Below are 22,235 nucleotides of genomic sequence, written 5' to 3' on the forward strand. Positions count from 1 at the left end.
CCTGCGGGATTCGTCGGATGATCATGATCAAACACCTATCGGACCGTCTGAACGCACAGCTTTTGCGGATCAGCCCCGAACAGCTTTGGGTGCGCTACATCTTTGCCGTGACGATAACGCTTGCCCTGCTGGTGACAATGCACAGCGTCAACCAGCAGATCATTGCGCACAGCGCCCCGATCTATGCGGCGGCCGAACTGGAACAATTGCAAAGAAACCAGCGGACGGTCCTCGGGGCGGCCTTGCTTGTGCTGCTTGCAGAGGCGGTGATCATCTTTTATCCCGCATATCTGGCCGTGCAGACCCAGATCCGCGCGCTGCGCGACCAGTCAATGCGCCTGCTCAGCTCCAAGGTGGCATTACAACAGACAAACGTGCGGCTGCTGTACTTGGCCAATCACGACACGCTGACGGGATTGCCGAACCGCGCCAATCTGATCGCCATACTGACAGAACGCATGACCCGCGGCGAAGCGGAAGAGCAGACATTCCTGTTTGTTGGACTGGACGGATTCAAATCCATCAACGATTCCGCTGGCCACGAAAGCGGCGATGACCTGCTGATCGCGGTCGGCCAGGCGCTGCGCACCTGCGTTGACGGCGACCAGATCGTTGCCCGCATCGGTGGCGACGAATTCGCAATAATGACCGATGAAGCCGCCGGACCAATGTTGCGCCGCGTTATGGCGGCGCTCTCTGATCCGTTCGATGTGAAGGGGCGGCGGTTGAAGGTCCAGGCAAGCATCGGTTTTTTAGTTCTTGACCATCACCGGACAGACCCGATGGCTGTACTTGCCGATGCAACCATGGCGCTTCAGGTCGCCAAGAACGAAGGTGGAAATCGGGCACAAGAATTCACCCCTGCGCTGCGCGAGGCCGCAAGACATGCGCAGCAGCTCCAGATGGAAATACCTGACGCGATCCGCAACGGTGAACTCGAACCCTGGTTTCAGCCACAGATCAGGCTGACTGACGGCGCGTTGCACGGTGTCGAAGTACTTGCCAGATGGCGACATCCAATACGTGGCTTGATTACGCCGGACAGGTTTCTGCCGGCAGTTGAACGGGCTGGCATGACCGTCGAAATGGATCTTGCCATCTGGCAGGCCGCAATGGTGCAGGCGATGAAATGGCAGACGATGAATATCTGGGATCCAGTGCTATCGTTGAATGCCGCACCTGCAACCATCGCTGACCCCTACCTGATCGAACGCTTTCTTCTTGTTTTGCGCAATTCAGGACTGCGCCCCGAACAAGTGATCGTCGAGGTGCTGGAAACCACGCTGATCGACGGCACAAGCGGCATGGCAGCAATGAACATCGACAGCCTGTCGGAATGCGGCATTGCGCTTGAACTGGACGATTTCGGCACCGGCTATGCGTCGCTTTGCCGTCTGACGCAATTGCCGCTTTCGGGGATCAAGCTGGACAAATCACTTGTCGCCCCGCTGCCGGATCACGGGGCAGACAGCGTCGTGCGCGCCATTCTTGCGCTGTCGGCGGAACTCGGCCTGCATGTCGTGGCCGAAGGGATTGAGGAAATTCACCAGGCACAGCACCTGCAGGATCGGGGATGCACAATTGGCCAAGGCTATGGTTTCGCCCGCCCTATGCCTGCGCTGGACTTTGAAATGTGGCTGACCCTGCATGCAAGTCAGCCTGTCACGATCTCTGACGACCGGTTGGTTCTGATCAACGAAGCTTGAGCATTCCAGACTTCCTGCGTATCTGGGACGGCGAAACCAGCGGATTGGAACGAAGATGGCGAATTTTCTTTATCACAACGATCTGCCTGATGGGCTGAACCTTGGGCCGGTTGTCGCGATCGATTGCGAAACGATGGGACTGAACCCGCACCGTGACCGGCTGTGCCTGATCCAGATGTCGGGCGGTGACGGCGATTGCCACCTTGTGCAGGTCAGCAAGGGCCAGGCCGGCGCGCCGAACCTTTGCGCGATGCTGACCGACCCCGCCGTGCTGAAGCTGTTTCATTTCGGCCGGTTCGACATTGCCGCGCTGCTGAATGCCTTTGGCGTCGTGACCGCCCCCGTCTATTGCACCAAGATCGCGTCCAAGCTGGTGCGCACCTATACCGATCGGCACGGGCTGAAGGTTCTGTTGCAGGATATGCTGGGGATCGACATTTCTAAGCACCAACAGCAAAGCGATTGGGGCGCACCCAAGCTGACACCCGCGCAACTGGATTACGCCGCGTCCGATGTGTTGTATCTGCACCAGCTAAAGGCGGCTTTCGATGTTCTGCTGCAACGCGAGGATCGGACCGCGGTCGCAAAGGCCTGTTTCGATTTCCTGCCAACACGCGCGGCGCTGGACCTGCACGGCTGGCCCGAAACCGATATATTCACGCATTGATGACCGATCCTGTCCCCTTTCTGGCGACCGCCCGCCGCGTGATCCTGCAAGAGGCGGATGCGCTAACGGCCCTGTCCGCCACCCTTGATGCAAACTTTGCGGATGCCGTCACGCTTTTGCTGAACGCCAAAGGCAGGGTCATCGTGTCTGGCATGGGCAAATCCGGCCATATCGCGCGCAAGATCGCCGCAACCTTTGCCAGCACCGGCACGCCCGCGCATTTCGTCCACCCCGCCGAAGCGAGCCATGGCGATCTGGGCATGATGACGCGGGGCGATGTCGTGTTGGTGCTGTCAAATTCGGGTGAAACACCCGAGCTGGCCGATCTGGTCGCCTATACCCGCCGCTTTGGCATTCCAATGATCGGCGTAGCCAGCCGCGCCGAAAGCACACTGATCCAGCAGGCCGATGTTGGGATCACCCTGCCGCAACTGGGCGAGGCGTGTGGCCGCGGGATCGTGCCAACGATATCCACCACGATGACGCTGGCACTGGGCGATGCGCTGGCCATCGCGCTGATGGAACACCGCGCCTTCACCCCCGAAAACTTCCGCGACTTTCACCCCGGCGGCAAGCTGGGCGCGCAATTGTCCAAGGTCGCCGACCTGATGCACCGCGATGACGCAATCCCGCTGGTGCGCGTGGACACGCCAATGTCAGATGTCCTACTGGTGATCACCCAGAAAGGATTCGGCGTCGCGGCCGTGCTGGGCGAAGATGACAGGCTGGTCGGTATCGTTACCGACGGCGACCTGCGGCGTCACATGCAGGGCCTGCTGGATCACACCGCGGGCGAGGTGATGACCGCAAACCCCACCACCGTTTCGCCCCATGCCCTTGCCGAAGAGGCCGTCAACATCATGAACAGCCGCAAGATCACCTGCCTGTTTGCGCTGGATCCCGCCAACCCCGGCAAGGTCACAGGCATTTTGCATATCCATGACTGCCTGCGGGCTGGTATTGTCTGACCATGGTTGGCGGCGACAATCTGTATTCGCAATGGGTCGGCTGGGCCAAGATCCTGCTACCGCTTTGCGGGCTGGCTTTGCTGTCGATGCTGTTTTTGTTTGCACGCGGGCCGAACGACGGCACCAAGATCCCGCTGGCGCAGGTCATCGACCTCGCTCGTGACGAAAAATTGTCCGCACCCGAATTTTCCGGCCTCACAGATACCGGCGCGGTCGTGGTGATTTCTGCACGCAGTGCACGGCCGCTGCCGGACCGACCTGACACCGCCACGATCGATACTCTGAGGATGCAGATGGACAACCCCGGGGGCAGCACGCTGTATGTGACAGGTGTGACCGGTGAAATTGACGGGCGCGCGCGCATAGCGCGGTTTTCGGGTCTTGTGCGGCTGCAAACCTCGACCGGCTATACGATGGAAACCGGTGGCCTGACTGTAACGCTGGACACAGGGACAGCCATATCGGACGGATCACTGGAAATCCGCGCACCAATGGGAAATCTGACCGCAGGGCAGGTGACATTCCAGTTCGATACCAGCAATACTGGTCACCAGATGCTATTCACCGACGGGGTCCGGCTGATATACACCCCGCAGGGATAGGCTGCCCGCAGCAAAGGATATTTGTATCGTGTTTCGATTTCTCGCCTTTTGCTTGATGCTGCTGGCGTTGGCATTCAGCACTGCCAGCGCACAAACGCAGATCAATCTGGGCGCTTTGGTTGTGGACCCCAGCGCCGCGATCGAGGTGACATCAGACGCTTTGTCAGTTGATCAAGACACAGGTATTGCCGTGTTCGAAGGTGACGTCTTGGTCATCCAGGGCGACCTGCGCCTGTCGGCACAAAGAGTTGAAGTCGTCTATGGGAACGACACCGCTGAAATCGCGCGCCTGATCGCATCTGGCGGCGCACTGCTGGCAAACACGCAGGACGCTGCCGAGGCTGACACTGCGGATTACGACATCACGACCGGCCTGCTGACGCTGACGGGTGATGTGTTGGTGACCCAAGGCGGCAACGTCATCTCTGCGCAAAGTATGATTGTGAACGTGACTGATGGCACCGCGACAATGCAGGGCCGCGTGCGCACCATGCTGCAACAGAGCACGAACGAATGACTCCACCCCCCAACTTGACCGTTAAGACAGGCGATGTCGGCTTGCAGGTGATCAGCCTGCGCAAAAGCTATCGTAAACGCCCAGTGATCCGCGACGTATCTATCACGCTGGGCCGGGGCGAGGTTGTGGCGCTGCTGGGGCCAAACGGGTCGGGCAAAACTACCTGTTTTTACGCCATCGCAGGGCTAGTCGCACCCGAAGGCGGGAAGGTCATCATCGACGGGCGCGATGTAACGACCTTGCCGATGTACCGGCGCGCGCAGCTTGGCATCGGTTATCTACCACAGGAAATGTCTATTTTTCGCGGGATGTCGGTCGAAGACAATATCATGTCCATCCTCGAAATTGCGGTCAAGGACAGGCACCAGCGGCGTGAACGGCTTGAGACGCTGCTGTCGGAATTTTCGATCGAACATCTGCGTCGCGCATCCGCCATGGCGCTGTCGGGGGGTGAACGGCGGCGTGTGGAAATTGCGCGTTGCCTGGCGGCAGGCCCGAAATATGTGCTGCTTGACGAACCTTTTGCAGGGGTCGATCCGATCGCCGTGGCCGAGATCCGGCATCTTGTCGCTGATCTGAAAAACAGAGGGATCGGCGTGCTGATCACCGATCACAATGTGCAAGAAACACTGCAGATCGTGGACCGCGCCTATATCTTGCATGATGGCAAGGTGTTGATGAGCGGGACAACCCAAGACGTGGTGCAAGATGAAAACGTGCGCCGCGTCTATCTGGGCAACAACTTTCGGGTGAACTGATTCTTTTGGTCACCCGGCGACAGGATCATTGACAAGACGTTCGGTTTTGCCGCCAAATATAGGGGATGACAGGCCATTGTTCATGCCCCGCAGACATGCTGACACAGCGGTCAGCCTGCTGGAAACAATTGTTTTTACACAATAGCTTAACATCAATCACTGACATTGCGCGAAGCGGTCAATGCACCCGTGGCAACACCACGGGCCGGCACCTGACCCCCAGACCCTAGGAGAAAAGATGCGGTATCAAATCAGCGGAAAACAAATCGATATTGGTGAAGCCCTGCAAACGCATGTCCGCACGGAAATGGACGCCATCCTGAGCAAATACGCCGGACGGCCCACCGAAGCCTATGTCGTCTTTTCCAAGTCTGGCCATGAATATGTCTGCGAAGCGGTCGTGCATCTGTCAACCGGACTGACCGCGCAAGCAACCGGAAAGGCGAATGAAATCTACGCCGCCTTCGACAGTAACGCCGAGAAAATGGACAAGCAATTGCGCCGCTACAAGCGCCGCCTGAAGGACCACCATGCCGGCCGTTCAACGCCGGTTGAACTTTCCGATGCCGGGTCCTATATCCTCGCTCCAAGTGACGAGTCCGAAGAAGCCGGCAACGATACCGTCAACGCGATGATCATCGCCGAAATGGAAACCAAGATTCCGTCGCTGTCCGTGGGCGAGGCCGTGATGCAGATGGAAATCGCGAATGCGCCAGTCCTGGTTTTCAGGAACGAAAAACATAGCGGCGTGAATGTCGTTTATCGAAGAGACGATGGCAACATCGGATGGATCGACCCGCGCGCTGCCGGTTGATCCAAGGCAGAACAAGAAAGACGCATCATGCAACTGAGCAAGATATTGCTATCGAACGCCGTCAAATCGATTGCATCCTGCACCAGCAAGAAGCGGCTTTTTCACGATATCGGCGAGATGGCGGAAACCTGTTACGGGTTGAAACCATCCGCCGTGATCGATGCATTGATCGAACGTGAAAACCTTGGTCCTACGGGTGTCGGCCATGGCGTGGCCCTGCCGCATGCGCGGCTTGCAGGCGTGGACGATGTCAAAGGTATTTTTCTGCGCCTTGAAAAGCCTCTGTACTTTGACGCTGTAGATCGCCAGCCTGTCGATCTGGTCTTTGCGCTGATCGCACCGGAAAATGCGGGCGTTGACCATCTCAAGGCGCTAGCGCTGGTGTCGCGCACCTTTCGCGACGCATCAATCTGCGCCAAGCTGCGCGCCAACAGTGATCCGGTGACTTTGTTCACTATCCTGACATCGGTCGGGTCCAGCCAGGCCGCCTAGCGCCAATTGGTAAACCCGAAAGTTTCGTAATCGCGCGCATAGGCGGTGCGGGCGGTTGCCTCGATGACCGGATCATAGACTGCCTCCAGCCAATGCACATGCCGGTGCGCCACCAGCCGTGGCAAAGGCGCGTCCAGCCTACCGACCTGCGCTGCCAGCAGCGGCAGGGCGCGTGGTATATCATCCTCGTGCAAGATCACATCTGGCAGCGCGACCTGCGCCATCCCCTGCAATAGGGTCAACTGGCTGGCCCAAGCCGCATCGACCCTGACGCTGGTCTGACCCGCGAGATTGCTGCACAGGAATTCCAGAAACGCCAGAAAACCGGCCCGGTGCGCCGCCGGATCATAATCACTCGGATGGTCAAGATCGGGCCCACCTTCGGGAATCGGCAGCTTGTGGACCTTGCGCAAGGTGGCGCGCAGATGTGGATAATGCCCGTCACCGGTGGTCAGGATATGATCGCAGAACGCTACATGGGCGCGTGCAACCGGATGGCGCAGCACGGTGAATCGCCGAAACAGGGCATGTTCATTCTGCCATTGGCGCAGTGATTTTTGCGAAAAATCCGTGATAGGCGGCGCATCGTCCAGCGCAACAAACCAGTCGGCAACCGTATCCTGCGGCCCTGATCGCAACGGCATATAGATCAGACCGGTCCGCGCCGCCGCCATATAGGTCGGGATCGCAGGCCCCTTGCGCGGTTCAAAATTCGGCGTCCGGCTCAGGTCAAACGGGTCGATGGCGCGCAGCGCGCTTTCCATTTCGGCCAAGTTGCTGACCTTATCGGCAAAGGGCGCTGGGTTTTGTTTCTTGAGCTTGCGATCAAGGTTGGTCAAACGCGCGGGCAGGCCCAAAAATGCGGCAAGCCCGTTCAAAACTGCGATATCCTGCAAATCATCGTAACCGATAAAAAACGCGGTCTGCCCCGTAGTCTGAAGCCGGTGCAGCAGGATCGTCTGGAAATCCTGTATCGCGCGCAGATGGCCCGTGAATTCATCAGCGTCAAATCTGATCCGCTGGGTTTTTGCGTGGGTCGCATTGGTCAGTTTCCACTGGCCCGTCGCCTGCGCGATCTTGAGGCTGACATAGGTATCCAGCGGATTGCGCGTCAGAACAATCTTGGCGCAGCGCGGATCGGCAAGGCAAATGTCCAGCACGCGGGGGTCGTGGTTGTGAAAGAACCGAAAACCGCACAGCCCATCCGCTGCCTTGATCGCATCCAGCAACCCCTGCGGATCGGCTTCGCGCTGGTCCAGCGAGATGCCGAACAACGCCTCTTGCATCGGATAACCGATGAAACTGGGATTAAACGCCTCGCCCAGACAGGACAGGCCATCAACGGCGTTAAGGTTCGATTCAAGGAAATTCGACCCGGTTCGCATATCCGCCAGAATGATAAAATAATCGAAATGTGTCATTTCTTGCCCATCACATAGGCTTTGCGCGGCTGTGATTGCAGGGATTTCACCTTGCCAACAGGGGCGAAATCGCCGGCAAGATATGGATGCATCCCCTGGTTCTTGAGGTCCTGCAGAAACACGGCGAAACCATCCAGATTGACCATCACCGGCGCTTGCGCAAGCGCCGTGGCGCGGTGTCCCGCCATGTCGTCGACGATGGCCTGCAGCACATCGACAGGCGATCCAAGGAATTCCGCCAGCGTCATGATATGCCGCCGCGACCGCGCATCGGGCGACTGCAGGGCGCTGATAAAGCGGCTTTCGACCTGTTGCAGGCGCGCGGCCTCTGACCGCACGGCGCTTGCGGGCTTGCCTGAACAGAACAGCGACACCGCCCAACCACCGGTGACGACCCAGACGCTGGCGTGGGCATCCCGCGCCAGCATCCATTTGATCGCTTGGTTATCGGCAGGTCCAAACTGAAAGCATTGATGCCGGTCGCGGCCATTCCAGACCAGGTTCGTCAGAAACATCTTTGGGTTATAATCGCGCAGATGGGCATTGTCAGACAGACCACCGCGATAGACCGCAGCGCCACCCGCGAAATGCGCCTTGTCGGTGGCGAACAGATGGCCATGTGCGACAACCCCCGTTTGCGCCGTCACCCAACTGGTCAGGTCGGGAATAATGGCATCAAAGCCCTGCAAGACCGTGTACGGCGCAGCAGTGAACCCGTTTTCACGCTCCATGAATGGAAACCGGCTTTGCATGTAAAGCCCGCGCCGCCCGCTGGTGCGCCGGTCAACGGCCTGCGCGAAAATGCGGTCGATCGTCCCCGTGTGCGGTTCAAGATCAGCCTGCGACCCTGACGGAAACCTGTGAAACAGCGCGTCGGCCTGCGGCCAGATCTTGCGCGCGACAAAACAACCCGACCGCGCCAAAAGTTCGGCATGATCGTCGTAAAATATATGCGGCTTGCCCTGAAAATCGAACTTGGCCAAGGTCAGCGACCGGCTTTCGAGGCGGCGCGTATGCAGGCGGGCAAGAGTTTGGTAATAGCATTCGTCCGGAATCCAGACCTGCCGAAAATAGGTATCAAATGCGGCGCGGCGCGGATCATTCAGGATCGCGGTCAGCGTCTGGCGCGTCAGGCACCACCATTGCGACCCCAGATGCGGCGTGATCCCAGGCGGAATCCGTCGCCGCACACGCAGCAGCCGCTGCAATCGCACATAGCCGTCGAACAGGCGGCGCTGACGTTTCCATGAAAACGGAAACCGCAGGGTGAACCTTTCACGGTCCAACCCCCCCACTGTCCATTGTACATCACCGGTCGTGACGCTTTCGATAAAATCGGTGTCCGGCCTTGCAGCAAGATATGTTTTCAATTCGTTCACCGGACGCAGCGGCAGGCAGGCCCCCGAGGCCAGATAGACATGCTGGATCTGCGGATATCGGTCCAGCAACTGCCGCGATGCGGCCTGCGATGCGGCGATCAGCCCCCACATCCCCCATTCGCCGCGGTACCGGCGGCTAAAGCTGACATCGGCCAGATCGGCGACAGCAGTGACAAAGGCATCATGGGTTTCCTGCGCCACGTGCCTGTCCACATGCACCACCACCGGACAGCCGGCATCCGCCCAATGCCGGATCATCTGTTCGGCGCGGTCAAAGGCGGTGTGCACCAGCATGACAATACCCAGCGTCATGCCCAGTTCCCCTTGGACATCAGCCCCAGACCTTCCAGCTGGCGCCAGTTGATGTAACGCTCGCTCCATTCGCACCAGAAATCGGGGTCGGCACCCTGACGCGAGTCATAGGATTTGTATTCGCGCCCGCTGGCATAATGTTCGGCGCGCACGGCCTCTTCGACGGCGCGAGTGCTGAATGTGTCGATGAATTTCGCATGCAGCAGGACACCCGACGTCTTTTCACCGCCATGCTGGTCATAGACAAGGTTCAGCCCGCGCGGCAGCATCATATGGGTCGAGCTGACATAGGCATAGGGGCGCTGCCATTTTACAAAGGGGATCTTGTTCAGCGCAGGGGCCTGTCGCGGTTTATCCGCGAAAAACATGCGTGCGCGCGGGCCACCCTGTATCCACAGGTTGCGCAGCATGGTGTTGCGGGACATGACGTAATTGCCGGCATCGAACCAACAGGCAATCTTGAACGGGTCGTCGCCGCGCCGGTAAGGTTCGGCGCTGACCGGACCCTTGGGGTACATATCCAGCAACAGCGCCCCGAATGACCGGACCTCTGACGCATCGAGCCAGTCGGCCAGCGCGCGGATCGGGCGGCTGTCGCAGAACGGATAGACGAAAAATTCGTCCACATCGACCGTCAGCGCCCAATGATCAGACGCATATTTCCCCTGCAGATAGGTGAGCCAGTCGATCCCGTGGCGCGACGCGCCATAGCCCGCCTTGGCCTGCCACAGTGAAACATCAGGCTGGTCGGCCAAAAAATCGCGGCCACCATCATCACTGTCATTATCAACCATCAGGAAATGGTCGATGCCCAGATCGCGGTAATATTGCACGAAATAGGGCAGCCGCTGGTCTTCGTTACGGAAGGTGCAGAACAGCAGCACGTCGTCGGGCCTGATCGTGCCGGTACGATCCTGCACGGCCGTCAGGTCGCGCGCCTTGAGCATGGCCCGCAGCCTCCAGTGCTGGCGGTACCAGCGCAGCCGGTATGATGTCAGAAACCCCAAGCGGATACGGCCTTTGTTTGCTGTTCAAATGGCGTCATCTTGGTCCCAGTCACCTTGCGACATCAGGCCCAGCGCCGCCAGCTGCGCCCATCCGGTATAGCGCTGCGATTGCAGGCACCACAGGTCGGGTCCCTGGGCAAGCTGCTGATGATAGTCAGCATAAAGGCTGCTATTCTCAAAATGCTGACGGCGGGTCAGTTCCTCTTGCGATTTGGACATGATGTCGGGCAGGAACTTGGTGTGCAGCAAGACGCCCGTGACCCGTCGGTCATCCGCGCGGTCGAACACATGGTTCAACCGGCGCGGCAGCATCTGATGGGTCGAACTGACATAGACATGCCGCCAATGCCACCGCACCAGCGGCACCTTGCTCAGCGTGGGGGCGCGTTCCGGCCTTGCCGTGAAAAACACGCGGTCACGCACGCCGCCCTGTATCCACAGGTTCTGATAAACGGGGTGAATTTTTTCGCGGTAGTTGGCGGCATCAAACCATGCCAGCGCGTCCAAAGGGTCCTTCGTCGGGTCATGCCGCACCTCGGCGATGGGGCCTTTGGGATACATGTCCAACATGATCGCACCAAAGGACATGATCCCGCGCGCATCCAGATGGCGGGTCAGATCGCCCAGATCGCGGCTGTCTGCGTAAGGAAAGGTTAGCAATTCATCGGCATCAACCGTCAGGCACCAATGCCGGTGGCCGTGTTGCCATTGCAGCCAGCCCAGCCAGTCCATCCCGAACCGCGCAAGCCGGTAACTGTGCTGCGTCGACCAGAGCGATACATCTTTTTGTGCCGCAAGATAGGCGGCAGTGCCATCATCGCTGCCGTTATCGACGATCAGGAAATGACTGATACCCAGCTTTCGGTAGTGTTGCAGAAAGTGCGGCAAACGCGCCATTTCATTGCGCAGGGTCACAAAACACAAGATCATATCCGGCTTGATCAGAACCGTTCGGTCTTGCACCGGCGTGATCTGGCGCCGCTTACGCCAGATACGAAACAGAAAGCGGCGCCGTTTCCAGCGCATCCGATAGGCCATCCACAGGTCGCCAGCCGGCATTCAGGAAAACCTGCGGCCTATTGCGCAGCGTTGCGGGTGAACGGTATCTCTGCCAAAAAGGCAGCCAGCTCATCCCGAAGGTCATCGCGCGCCAGCGCAAACGCGACCGTGGCCTGCAAGAAACCTGCCTTGGACCCGCAATCAAAGCGTTGCCCGTCAAACCGATAACCAAACACATCGCGACCCGCGCTGATTTCCTGCGCGATCGCATCTGTCAGCTGGATTTCTCCACCAGCGCCGCGATCCACCTGTTCGAGGCTTTGCATCACCTCGGGGGCCAGAATATAGCGCCCGATCACCGCAAGGTTGGACGGCGCATCCCCCGCCGCGGGCTTTTCTACCAGACCCTTGACCTGCACGATCTGGCCGGACTGACCGGCGATATCGAGCATACCGTAAGATGATGTTTTTGCCGCCGATACCTCCATCGTGGCGACCATCGACCCGCCTGTTTCCTGATAAGCCTCGACCATCTGTTGCAGGCAGGGCTTTTCGGCGGCGATCACGTCATCGGGCAAGATCACGGCGAAAGGTTCATTCCCGATCAGCTTGCTGGCGCAAGACACGGCATGGCCCAGCCCCAGCGGTTTGTGCTGGCGGATGTAAGCGATAGCGCCACTGTCCATGTAGGTGTTGCGCAAGATCCGCAAAAGCTCGGTCTTGCCACCATCACGCAAGGAGTTTTCAAGATCAGGGGCGTGATCGAAATAATCCTCTAGCGCGGATTTCCCGCGTGACGTGACAAAAATGAAATCCTCGATCCCCGCAGCGCGCGCTTCGTCAATGGCATATTGGATCAGGGGTCGATCCACCAAAGTCATGATTTCCTTGGGAACAGATTTAGTAGCAGGCAAGAAACGTGTACCTAGCCCCGCAACAGGGAAAATGGCCTTGGTGATCTTACGTTTCATCTGAATGCCTTTGCTGATCCAATAGCGGACCCTGTCGCCCGATATCAGGGCTATAATATGTCAGAAATGCAACAATAGCGTGCCTGACGGCTAGGGCTGGCCCATTTGCTGCAACATTGTTTCTATTTTCAGAACATCCTCAGGGTTATTAAGTTCCCAGAATTCGCGCCCTTTGGCCGCGACTTCAACACAAAGCATCGGCACCCCGCGTTCCAGAAAACGCAGTTGTTCCAGCCCTTCGAGCTGTTCCAGCGGCCCTTGTTGCCAGCGGGCATAGGCGCGCAGTGCCGCCGGGCGATAGGCATAGACGCCTACATGGTGAAACACCGGCGTCGGGTCAGCTGGCCCATAGCTGCGACCGGTAAACGGGATCACCTCTTTCGAGAAATAAAGCGCGTTATGATCGGCCCCAAACACGGCTGTCGTGCCGCCTACCCGCCCTTCGCGGCGGTCCTGCAACAGCGCGTTCAGCATTTGCCCTTCGGTGCGCAGAACGGGTGTGGCCACATCAGCCTGCGGATGCGCGCGCAGCCCGGCGACCAGATCGCTGATGAACCATGCGGGTGTCAGCGGCGCGTCGCCTTGCAGATTGACGACGATGTCATAATCACCGCCAAGGGAATCCACCGCCTCGGCACAACGTTCGGTGCCATTGGCGCAGGTGGTGGAGGTCATCACGACCTTTGCCCCGAACCCGCGCGCGGCATCGGCGATCCGCCCGTCATCGGTGGCTACAACAACGTCATCCACGCCATCGACGGCCATAGCAGCATCCCATGACCGACGGATCAAGCTTTTTGCGACACCCGTGGCACCCGTCAACGAAACCAGCGGTTTGCCCGGATAACGGGTCGACGCATAGCGCGCGGGAATGACGATCAGGACAGGCATCATGCGGATTCCAAAACCACGCCAGGGGCAGCGGCGATAAAGAAGGGATTATCAAACCCTGGTTTCCCATAGGTTAACGGCTGATGGTCGTCAAAGCGCACCACCAGACCGCCCGCCCCTGCCAACACCGCATGGCCTGCGGCGGTGTCCCATTCCATCGTCCGGCCAAGGCGGGGGTACAGATCAGCCTCGCCAGTCGCAACAAGGCAGAATTTCAAAGACGATCCCGCGCTGGTCATGTCGCGGACCCGATATTTCGCGATATAATCATCCGTCGCCTGGTCGCGGTGCGATTTCGACGCGACGACCATCAGCGCCGCATTATCCGGTTCAGACACCAATATGGCGCGCAGGTTCCCCACCGCGTCTTTTGCAAAGGGTGCTGTTTCCTCGACCGACTGGCCGGTGGCATCGGTATAGAACAACCGGTCGCGCGCCGGAGCATAGACGATGCCGCGCATGGGCATGCCATCCACGACATACGCAATGTTGACGGTGAAATCGCCACGGCGCTGCACGAATTCCTTGGTGCCGTCCAACGGGTCCACGATAAAGAATGTGGTCGCCTGCACCATGTGGGATGCGGCCTGTTCCTCGGTTACCAAGGCGACATCGGGAAAGGCCGCGCGCAAGGCAGCGCTGATCACCGCATCGGCGGCCAGATCGGCGGCGGTGACGGGGCTGTCATCGCTTTTGGCGCGCACGTCAAAATCGGCGGCGGCATAGACCTGCATGATCGCATCGCCCGCTTCGAGCGCCGCGCGGCGCATCACGCTGGTCAGGAGTTCATAATCCATGGCTTGGCCTTGTGTTGAAGTGGCATTATCACTGTCTTATGGTTTGCGCTTAAGCAATCAGCAAGCTTGTCATGGGACAAGCATTCGATGGTTTCGGTAAAGGTTTCGCATGTTTCGCGCCCCCACGATAAAAACGCGTACCCGCACTATTTTTTCTATGGCAGTGGTGACGTATCATTCGACCGTCCGCAACCTGCGGTCCGGTCACCGCAGCGCTGTGATTGGTCTGGCGCTAACCACGCTGCAAAGCCTTGTGATGGTAGGGGTCTTCTTGCTGATGTTCACGCTTCTGGGGGTGCGCACCGCACAGATCCGGGGCGATTTCTTGTTGTTCCTCATGTCCGGAATTTTTCTTTACATGACACATACCAAGACCGTGGCGGCCGTTGCAGGCGGGGGCAATCCGCTGGGTGCGATGATGCTGCACGCCCCGATGAACACTGTGATTTCGATTGTCGCAGCGGCGGTATCTACCCTGTATCAGCAGGTTTTTGCGATCACGGTCATTTTGTCATTCTATCATATCGTAATTACGCCGATCACGATCCATGATCCGGTCGGTGCGTTGGGCATGCTGCTACTGGCGTGGTTTTTCGGGATCGCAGTTGGCATGGTGTTTCTGGCGCTCAATCCGTGGATTCCCGATTTTGCGGGACTGGTGCGTGCGCTTTACATCCGGATGAACATGATCGCCTCTGGCAAGATGTTCGTGGTCAACACGCTGCCGGCAATGACGGTGGCGCTGTTCGACTGGAACCCGCTGTTTCATATCATCGACCAGTCGCGCGGCCATGTTTTCCTGCATTATACGCCGCGTGTCACATCAGTCAGCTATCCGATCTATGTGTCATTGGCGCTGATCATGATCGGGTTGATGGGTGAATTCTACACACGCAGGAACGTGTCGGTCAGCTGGTACGCCGCACGCTAGAATGTGGACCGACATGCGCCGACACCGGCGTATGTCGTTTACCATGCTTACTGATCAGCCACGATCAACGATTGCAGGCAGCTTGACCGCACCCGTGTCAGATCGGCGGGGGCGCGCCCACGGACCAGATTGGTCAATGATGTCACGGCGCGATCCGACGCAAGATAAACGTCCGCAGGCACGGCAGCTTCGGCCGGGCTTCTGACAGCCAACAGCGTTTCATAACCGCCGATAATCTCGAAGGTTTCGATCCGACATTGGTAATCGGCGACCGTATCGGGACAGATATCGCACAGCCGGTTGACGACACCGACACGCGGATCGACCTCACCCAGCCGTGTCAGGCTTGCCTCCAGCGTTACAAGGTCGGCAGTCACGGGCAATCTGTTGCCGCGCCCGCGGATCACCTCGATCAATTCGTTCAAACCGACGGAAAAGTTGCCGCTCAGCCCCAGCACGCGTTCCAGCCGTTTCAGCGCCAAAAGCCCCGGCACCTTTGCTGGCCTTTCGTCGTCAAGAAAGCGGTTCATACTGATCGTGCGGTTTTCGCTGGCAAAGTAGTCGGTCAGCCATGTCATGAAACCGACCTGCGCCAGTTCCGGATTTTCCGCCGGAAGCGACTGGATCCGGTCGAAATAGCCGTTGTTCAAGGTCCGCCACAGGACCCATTCCGCCGTGGACTTTTCATCCACCGCCTGCAAATTGGCAGCGGAATCGATCGGGTCAAGGTTCGCTTCGTACCAGAACAACGCATCGCCCAAAGCTGCGTTGTCGGTGCCTTGCAGCGTCAACAGCCAGTTTACAGTCGCGCCATCATCGTCGGCAAACCGCAACAGCGCGGCCCTTTCTTCACGGGTCAGACCAAGCAGAAAATCGGAATATCCAGCGGGGATCGTGTCACGGTCCACCTGGCCAAGAATCAACTGGGCCGTTGTGTCACCGTTGCGGGCATCAACGGCAAGAGCAGGCAAACCATTCGTGTCGTCACCGGACAGCCACACATTCACAGCATCCGAAAAGGCGGTTTGTTGTGCGGCCACAGGATGCATCGTTGCAACCAAGATGGCGCCAGCCGCGATCAAGTTCTTTGTCATCCTCAAGCTCCTGAAATATGTCTGACCGGGTTCAGCGGGATTCGGTGACAACATCGCGCAACCAGACTTCGACGCGGCGATTGATGCGGCGACCATTGGCTGTTTCATTGCAGCTAAGCGGAGAGATTTCCCCAAAGCCCAGCGCACGCACAGGCAAATCATCCGACGCAAGCGACGGGGCGACGGCGAACAGCGCCTGACGGACTTCTTCGGCACGCTGCTGGCTAAGCGCAAGGTTGGATGCGCCATCACCGATGGCATCGGTGTAACCGATCAACAACAATTCCTTGTTGCTGATGTCGCTGGTCGCAATCAGGTTCGCAAGACGCAGGATGTCATCCTGCGCGCGTGCATCAAGCCGCGACGACCCCAACGCAAAGCGGAAGGTGATCGACGACCGGTCAGCGGCGGTCAGCAACTGGGTCATGTCACGCAGCTGTCGCAGGGTGACCTCGACGTCGTCTGTGAGGATCGAGGCAAGATACCGTAACCCCTGTTCGGTGTTGGACTGGAAAGAGATGCCCAGATCGACATAGCCCGCATCGCGGACCACGGCCTGTGCCGCAGGCGTTTCAAGAAACTGCATCAAACGGGTCAATTGCGCAGGGGCCGTTTCATCGCCGGCATAGGCATAAAGACGGCGGCTTAGCGGGTATTCTTCGGTCTTGATCGTGAAGGGGGTCGCCTGCACCTGAATACCGCAGACACCGCGCACCGCCAGTATCTTGGTATCGCCCGCATCGGCAAGGCTAGTCACGCCGATCCCCAACGGGTCGGATGCAACAGCCTCGGCCAGCGCCGCATCGGTTTCAGTGCGCAGGATGGTGTCAGCCATGCGCAGACCAGCGGGTTCCATCACCAGTTCGTTGAACACGACCGCCGTGCCGCTGTCATTGCTGCGGCCATAGACGTTGATCTGGGCGGATGGCCCACCCACATCGGCCCAATTGGTGACTTCGCCGGCAAATATGCGGGCAAGGTCGGATTCAGAAATGGCGCGGACAGGGTTCGACAGCGACGTGATCGCCACCAGCGCATCCAGCGCGAAAATGGTCTGCTGCGCGTCTGATGTCGGGTCGCCCTTTCGGGCGTCAGCAAAGGCATTCACCTCGTTGTTGGAAACGGCACGAGTCGATACGGCCAAAGCGGCGGTGTCGGCGATCACATCAGCGATCGCCTGCGTCGATCCGACAGAGGCCAGCGTGATGGTCGCGGTTTCCCTGTCGGCTTCGTCCAGCAGGCTGATCACCGTGGTGTCGCCGGATTGGTCGGTCACAGTCGCAGCACCACCCACTTCGGCACTAAATGCGGTGATCACATCGCCAAAGACCCCGTCGATCAGCCCCGCCGCACCCGCAATCGTAAAGCTTTCGGCAGTCGTGTCGATGTCGGGGCAGGCGTCACCTACGCAGCTGACCAAAAATGCGTCCACTTCCAACGCGCCAAACACCGTCCCCAGGACGTAGACCGAACCATCATAAGACAACAACTCGCCGCGCAATGTCAGTTCACCGTCAAGGCTGCTCAGCGTGACATCCTGCGCAGCGAGCATTGTCGCCAGCGAAAGACTGACCCCGGCACCAAGCGCAAGCGTCGCAGGCCAGCGCAGAACAGATTGCTTGATCATGTGGTCGTACTCCTTGATGAACCCTGGCAAAGATTGGAACGTAGAAAACGCCTCAATTGAGCCTGAATTCGGTCGTTTCTGCGGCGACAAACTGTTTGTTTCCAAACAATGCATGATGGCCAGTGGCACGAAGACCTGTGTCAGGCATTGCCTGCATGCCTTGCTGACGGCCCAAAACTGCGGTTTTTACGCTTTTGCCGCGTCCACGGCTGTTGCAGGCCCCATATGACACACCTATATACACGCCAACGTTGGATCAGCGCGTGACGCTGTAAGACGCCTGAAACTGGCGCGGGTGCCGAAATGGGTTCGCGCTGCTCAAACCGCCTAAACGTAAAGGGATTTGAAAAATGGCCAAAGTAATTGGTATCGACCTTGGGACGACCAACTCCTGTATCGCGATCATGGACGGGTCAAAGCCCCGTGTGATCGAAAACGCCGAAGGCGCGCGCACGACGCCGTCAATCGTTGCATTTACTGACGACGAACGCCTTGTCGGTCAGCCTGCAAAACGCCAGGCCGTGACCAACCCCGAAAACACGATTTTCGCCGTCAAGCGCCTGATCGGGCGTCGCTTTGACGATGCGGACCTTGCCAAAGACAAAAAGAACATGCCGTTCACCGTTGTTGATGGTGGCAATGGCGACGCTTGGGTGCAGGCGCGTGGCGACAAATATTCGCCCAGCCAGATTTCCGCGTTCATTCTGGGCAAGATGAAAGAGACCGCCGAAAGCTATTTGGGCGAAGAAGTGACGCAAGCCGTCATCACCGTGCCTGCCTATTTCAACGACGCCCAGCGTCAGGCCACCAAGGACGCCGGTAAAATTGCCGGGCTGGAAGTGCTGCGCATCATCAACGAACCGACAGCCGCGGCGCTGGCTTACGGTCTGGACAAGAAAGAAAGCAAAACCATCGCGGTCTATGACCTTGGCGGCGGTACTTTCGACGTGACCATTCTGGAAATCGACGACGGTCTGTTCGAAGTCAAATCCACAAACGGTGATACGTTCCTTGGTGGTGAAGATTTCGACATGCGGATCGTCAACTACCTTGCCGACGAGTTCAAAAAAGAGAACGCCGTCGATCTGACCAAGGACAAGATGGCCCTGCAGCGTCTGAAGGAAGCTGCCGAAAAGGCCAAGATCGAATTGTCTTCGTCCTCCAGTACCGAAATCAACCAGCCATTCATCTCGATGGGGTCGAACGGCCAGCCGCTGCACATGGTCATGAAACTGACCCGTGCCAAGCTGGAAAGCCTTGTTGGCGATCTGATCAAGGCATCGCTGAAACCTTGTCAGGCCGCGATCAAGGATGCGGGCCTGTCCACATCCGACATCGACGAGGTCGTTCTGGTCGGCGGCATGACCCGCATGCCGAAGGTCAAGGAAGAAGTGTCCAAATTCTTTGGCAAAGAACCGCATCAGGGTGTCAACCCTGACGAGGTTGTCGCCATGGGTGCCGCCATTCAGGCCGGTGTTCTGCAAGGCGACGTCAAGGATGTGGTCCTGCTGGACGTCACACCATTGTCGCTGGGGATCGAAACGCTGGGTGGCGTATTCACCCGCCTGATCGACCGCAACACGACGATCCCGACGAAAAAATCGCAGGTCTTCTCGACCGCCGAAGACAACCAGAATGCCGTGACCTTGCGGGTGTTCCAGGGCGAACGTGAGATGGCCGCTGACAACAAGATGTTGGGCCAGTTCAACCTTGAAAACATCCCACCAGCCCCCCGCGGCATGCCCCAGATCGAGGTGACATTCGACATCGACGCCAACGGCATTGTCGAGGTTGGTGCCAAGGACAAAGGCACTGGCAAAGAACAGAAAATCACCATCCAAGCGTCGGGCGGTCTGTCGGATGACGACATCGAAGCAATGGTCAAAGACGCCGAGGCGAATGCCGAGGCCGACAAGGCTCGCCGCGAACTGGTCGAGGCAAAAAATCAGGCCGAAAGCCTGATCCACTCGACCGAAAAATCGATGGAAGAACATGCCGACAAGGTCGATCCAACCACGATCGAAGCGATCGAACTGGCGATTGCAGCACTCAAGGACGATCTGGAAGGCGACAACGCAGGCAAGATCAAATCCGGCGTTCAGAACGTGACCGAAGCCGCGATGAAACTGGGCGAAGCGATCTACAAGGCCAGCCAAGAAGAATCAGGTGACGCCGAGCCTGACCGCCCGGGTGCCGATGATGATATCCTCGACGCGGATTTCGAAGATCTGGATGACGACAAGCGCCGCAATTAATAAGGCGGCGCAGGAAATGGACCGGCCCCACACCGGGCCGGTCTTTTTCTGTTCCCAAAGGGGAAACTGATCATGTCAAAACGCGACTATTACGATGTGCTGGGTATCGCCAAGGGCGCGGATGCCGATGCAATCAAAAAGGCCTATCGACAAAAGGCCAAGGAATTGCACCCCGACCGCAACGCCGACAATCCCAAGGCCGAAGCGCAGTTCAAAGAAGCAAACGAAGCTTACGAAGTCCTCAAAGACGCCAACAAAAAGGCCGCCTATGACCGCTATGGCCATGCCGCGTTTGAAAACGGCATGGGGTCCAGCGCGGGCGGGCCGCGCGGCGGCGGGCAGGGTGACTTTGCCAGCGCATTTTCGGACGTCTTCGACGACCTGTTCGGTGATTTCATGGGCGGGCGTGGCGGTGCTGGCGGCCGGCGCAGCGGCGCACAGCGGGGCAGCGACCTGCGGTATAACCTGCGCATCAACCTCGAAGATGCCTTTGCCGGTCTGCAAAAAACGATCACCGTCACGACAGCCGTGTCCTGCGGGTCATGTACCGGCACCGGTGCCGAAGGCGGGTCAGAACCGCAAGTCTGCCCCACCTGTAACGGCATGGGCAAGGTCAGGGCGCAACAGGGCTTTTTCACCGTCGAACGCACCTGTCCGACCTGCAGTGGCATGGGCCAGATCATCAAGGACAAGTGTAAGGTCTGCCACGGTGCCGGCCGCGTCGAAAAAGAAAAATCGCTGTCCGTCAACATTCCCGCAGGCGTCGAAACCGGCACCCGCATCCGCCTGAGCGGCGAAGGCGAGGCTGGCGTGCGCGGCGGCCCGGCCGGCGATCTTTACATCTTTATCGAGGTCAACAGCCACCCGCTGTTCGAACGCGAGGGGTTGAACCTGTATTGCCGCGTGCCGGTGTCGATTGCGACAGCAGCCCTTGGCGGCGAAATCGAGGTGCCAACGATCGACGGTGGCCGCAGCCGCGTGAAAGTTCCCGAAGGGTCGCAATCCGGCCGCCAAATGCGACTGCGCGGCAAGGGAATGCCCGCCCTGCGCGGTGGCCCGAGTGGCGACATGATGATCGAACTGACCGTCGAGACGCCTGTGAAGCTGACGGCGCGGCAGCGTGAAATCCTGCGTGAATTCGACAAGCTCAGCGAAGAGAACAACCCCCAGGGGTCCAGCTTCTTTGCCAGTGTCAAATCCTTCTGGGATTCAATGAAAAGTTAACCATGCGGTAACAAGCGATCCGGCAAGATGGAGTATGACCCATCTTGCCGAATCCCAGAGCCTTTTTCCTGAAACTGATATCTTGCCAGTGGGAAAGCTGCCGTCCTACATGCGCGACCACCGCAAACGGCTGCGCGACAGGTTCTTGGCGGGCGGTCCGGCGGCGGTGCCAGATTATGAATTGCTGGAACTCGTTCTATTCCGCGCCATCCCGCGGCAGGATGTCAAACCCCTGGCGCGGGCGCTCATCGACCATTTTGGCGATTTCAACAGGGTGCTGTCGGCAAGTGTGACACAGATCGGCCAAGTGCCAGGTGCCGGACCAGCCGTTGCGCTGGAACTGAAAATTGTCGAAGCGGCAGCGCACAGACTAGCGCGCGCCCGCGTGATGCAACGCCATGTCGTGTCAAGCTGGGACGCCCTGCTGACCTATTGCCACACGGTGATGGCGCATCGCGATACTGAACAATTCCGTATCTTGTTTCTGGACACGAAAAACGTCCTGATCGCGGATGAAGAGCAGGCCAAGGGCACGCTGGACCATGTACCTGTCTATCCGCGCGAGGTTGTGAAACGGGCGCTGGAACTGAACGCGGCATCGATGATCCTTGTCCACAACCACCCGTCGGGCGACCCTACACCGTCGCAGGCCGATATCACGATGACCCGCCAGATCAGTGATGCAGCAGGCACCATGGGCATCACGGTGCATGACCATCTGATCATCGGAAAGTCTTGCGAGATCAGCCTTCGCGCGCAGGGCCTCTTCTGACATTGGCGCCTGTGAATCCCGCGTTAATAAT

Annotated in this window: 22 protein-coding genes; 13 read left to right on the top strand and 9 right to left on the bottom strand. The window is 58.6% G+C overall.

Annotation, left to right across the window (positions count from 1 at the left end; all coding sequences use genetic code 11):
- The first annotated feature begins 17 nt into the window (after positions 1-17).
- The 8 genes from SKA53_RS11155 (at position 18) to SKA53_RS11190 (ending at position 6,524) form a co-directional block, all read left to right on the top strand.
- Complete coding sequence (locus SKA53_RS11155; protein ID WP_007206248.1) at positions 18-1,706, top strand: putative bifunctional diguanylate cyclase/phosphodiesterase; 1,689 nt, start codon at positions 18-20, stop codon at positions 1,704-1,706.
- Positions 1,707-1,761: 55 nt separating this feature from the next.
- Positions 1,762-2,373 (top strand): ribonuclease D, encoded by a 612-nt coding sequence (locus SKA53_RS11160; RefSeq protein WP_007206249.1) that lies wholly within the window; start codon positions 1,762-1,764, stop codon positions 2,371-2,373.
- On the top strand, positions 2,373-3,341 hold the full coding sequence (locus SKA53_RS11165) for a KpsF/GutQ family sugar-phosphate isomerase (protein ID WP_007206250.1): 969 nt from the start codon (positions 2,373-2,375) through the stop codon (positions 3,339-3,341). The genes SKA53_RS11160 and SKA53_RS11165 overlap by 1 nt, the downstream gene beginning before the upstream one ends.
- A 2-nt stretch (positions 3,342-3,343) precedes the next feature.
- Positions 3,344-3,943, top strand: coding sequence for a hypothetical protein (locus tag SKA53_RS11170; protein WP_007206251.1), 600 nt, complete (start codon positions 3,344-3,346; stop codon positions 3,941-3,943).
- A gap of 28 nt (positions 3,944-3,971) precedes the next feature.
- On the top strand, positions 3,972-4,460 hold the full coding sequence (lptA, locus tag SKA53_RS11175; RefSeq protein ID WP_242601263.1) for a lipopolysaccharide transport periplasmic protein LptA: 489 nt from the start codon (positions 3,972-3,974) through the stop codon (positions 4,458-4,460).
- Positions 4,457-5,218 (top strand): LPS export ABC transporter ATP-binding protein, encoded by a 762-nt coding sequence (lptB, locus tag SKA53_RS11180; RefSeq protein ID WP_040482951.1) that lies wholly within the window; start codon positions 4,457-4,459, stop codon positions 5,216-5,218. Before lptA ends, lptB begins: the two co-directional genes overlap by 4 nt.
- A gap of 238 nt (positions 5,219-5,456) precedes the next feature.
- Entirely contained in the window at positions 5,457-6,032 is a 576-nt protein-coding gene (hpf, locus tag SKA53_RS11185) for a ribosome hibernation-promoting factor, HPF/YfiA family (RefSeq protein WP_007206254.1), read from the top strand.
- Positions 6,033-6,059: 27 nt separating this feature from the next.
- Positions 6,060-6,524 carry a PTS sugar transporter subunit IIA gene (locus tag SKA53_RS11190; RefSeq protein ID WP_007206255.1) on the top strand — a complete coding sequence of 155 codons (465 nt, stop codon included), beginning with the start codon at positions 6,060-6,062 and terminating at the stop codon, positions 6,522-6,524.
- Here SKA53_RS11190 and SKA53_RS11195 read toward each other — a convergent pair.
- The 7 genes from SKA53_RS11195 to cysQ form a co-directional block, all read right to left on the bottom strand.
- Positions 6,521-7,945 carry a hypothetical protein gene (locus tag SKA53_RS11195; protein ID WP_007206256.1) on the bottom strand — a complete coding sequence of 475 codons (1,425 nt, stop codon included), beginning with the start codon at positions 7,943-7,945 and terminating at the stop codon, positions 6,521-6,523. The two genes, SKA53_RS11190 and SKA53_RS11195, sit on opposite strands and share 4 nt — an antisense overlap.
- The gene (locus tag SKA53_RS11200) at positions 7,942-9,636 is read right to left on the bottom strand and encodes a beta-1,6-N-acetylglucosaminyltransferase (protein WP_007206257.1); all 1,695 of its coding nucleotides are present in this window, start codon (positions 9,634-9,636) and stop codon (positions 7,942-7,944) included. The genes SKA53_RS11195 and SKA53_RS11200 overlap by 4 nt, the downstream gene beginning before the upstream one ends.
- On the bottom strand, positions 9,633-10,583 hold the full coding sequence (locus SKA53_RS11205) for a glycosyltransferase family 2 protein (protein WP_007206258.1): 951 nt from the start codon (positions 10,581-10,583) through the stop codon (positions 9,633-9,635). Before SKA53_RS11205 ends, SKA53_RS11200 begins: the two co-directional genes overlap by 4 nt.
- 84 nt (positions 10,584-10,667) lie before the next feature.
- Positions 10,668-11,702, bottom strand: coding sequence for a glycosyltransferase family 2 protein (locus SKA53_RS11210; RefSeq protein ID WP_007206259.1), 1,035 nt, complete (start codon positions 11,700-11,702; stop codon positions 10,668-10,670).
- A 17-nt stretch (positions 11,703-11,719) separates the two neighbouring features.
- Positions 11,720-12,613: a UTP--glucose-1-phosphate uridylyltransferase GalU gene (gene galU, locus SKA53_RS11215; protein WP_040482952.1), complete on the bottom strand. Its 894-nt coding sequence runs from the start codon at positions 12,611-12,613 to the stop codon at positions 11,720-11,722.
- A 90-nt stretch (positions 12,614-12,703) separates the two neighbouring features.
- A complete protein-coding gene (locus SKA53_RS11220) occupies positions 12,704-13,504 on the bottom strand; it encodes a 3-deoxy-manno-octulosonate cytidylyltransferase (protein ID WP_040483274.1) in 801 nt (266 codons plus the stop codon).
- The gene (gene cysQ, locus SKA53_RS11225; RefSeq protein WP_007206262.1) at positions 13,504-14,301 is read right to left on the bottom strand and encodes a 3'(2'),5'-bisphosphate nucleotidase CysQ; all 798 of its coding nucleotides are present in this window, start codon (positions 14,299-14,301) and stop codon (positions 13,504-13,506) included. The genes SKA53_RS11220 and cysQ overlap by 1 nt, the downstream gene beginning before the upstream one ends.
- Positions 14,302-14,458: 157 nt before the next feature.
- Between cysQ and SKA53_RS11230 the strand changes: the two genes are divergently transcribed.
- The gene (locus tag SKA53_RS11230) at positions 14,459-15,232 is read left to right on the top strand and encodes an ABC transporter permease (protein ID WP_007206263.1); all 774 of its coding nucleotides are present in this window, start codon (positions 14,459-14,461) and stop codon (positions 15,230-15,232) included.
- Positions 15,233-15,279: 47 nt separating this feature from the next.
- On the opposite strand, the gene SKA53_RS11235 is transcribed toward SKA53_RS11230, so the two are convergent.
- Positions 15,280-16,326: a hypothetical protein gene (locus SKA53_RS11235; RefSeq protein ID WP_007206264.1), complete on the bottom strand. Its 1,047-nt coding sequence runs from the start codon at positions 16,324-16,326 to the stop codon at positions 15,280-15,282.
- Between the two features lie 31 nt (positions 16,327-16,357).
- Entirely contained in the window at positions 16,358-17,953 is a 1,596-nt protein-coding gene (locus tag SKA53_RS11240) for a phosphate ABC transporter substrate-binding/OmpA family protein (protein WP_007206265.1), read from the bottom strand.
- Between the two features lie 16 nt (positions 17,954-17,969).
- On the opposite strand from SKA53_RS11240, the gene SKA53_RS15595 reads away from it, so the two are divergent.
- From SKA53_RS15595 to radC, 4 genes are all read left to right on the top strand, one after another.
- Positions 17,970-18,182: a hypothetical protein gene (locus SKA53_RS15595; RefSeq protein ID WP_007206266.1), complete on the top strand. Its 213-nt coding sequence runs from the start codon at positions 17,970-17,972 to the stop codon at positions 18,180-18,182.
- 121 nt (positions 18,183-18,303) lie between these two features.
- Positions 18,304-20,208, top strand: coding sequence for a molecular chaperone DnaK (dnaK, locus tag SKA53_RS11245; protein ID WP_007206267.1), 1,905 nt, complete (start codon positions 18,304-18,306; stop codon positions 20,206-20,208).
- Between the two features lie 72 nt (positions 20,209-20,280).
- Positions 20,281-21,432 carry a molecular chaperone DnaJ gene (dnaJ, locus tag SKA53_RS11250; RefSeq protein ID WP_007206269.1) on the top strand — a complete coding sequence of 384 codons (1,152 nt, stop codon included), beginning with the start codon at positions 20,281-20,283 and terminating at the stop codon, positions 21,430-21,432.
- A gap of 34 nt (positions 21,433-21,466) precedes the next feature.
- Positions 21,467-22,204, top strand: coding sequence for a RadC family protein (gene radC / locus SKA53_RS11255; RefSeq protein ID WP_040482954.1), 738 nt, complete (start codon positions 21,467-21,469; stop codon positions 22,202-22,204).
- Positions 22,205-22,235: the final 31 nt, after the last annotated feature.

The organism is Yoonia vestfoldensis SKA53 (assembly GCF_000152785.1).
GTDB classification, from domain to species: Bacteria; Pseudomonadota; Alphaproteobacteria; order Rhodobacterales; family Rhodobacteraceae; genus Yoonia; species Yoonia vestfoldensis_A.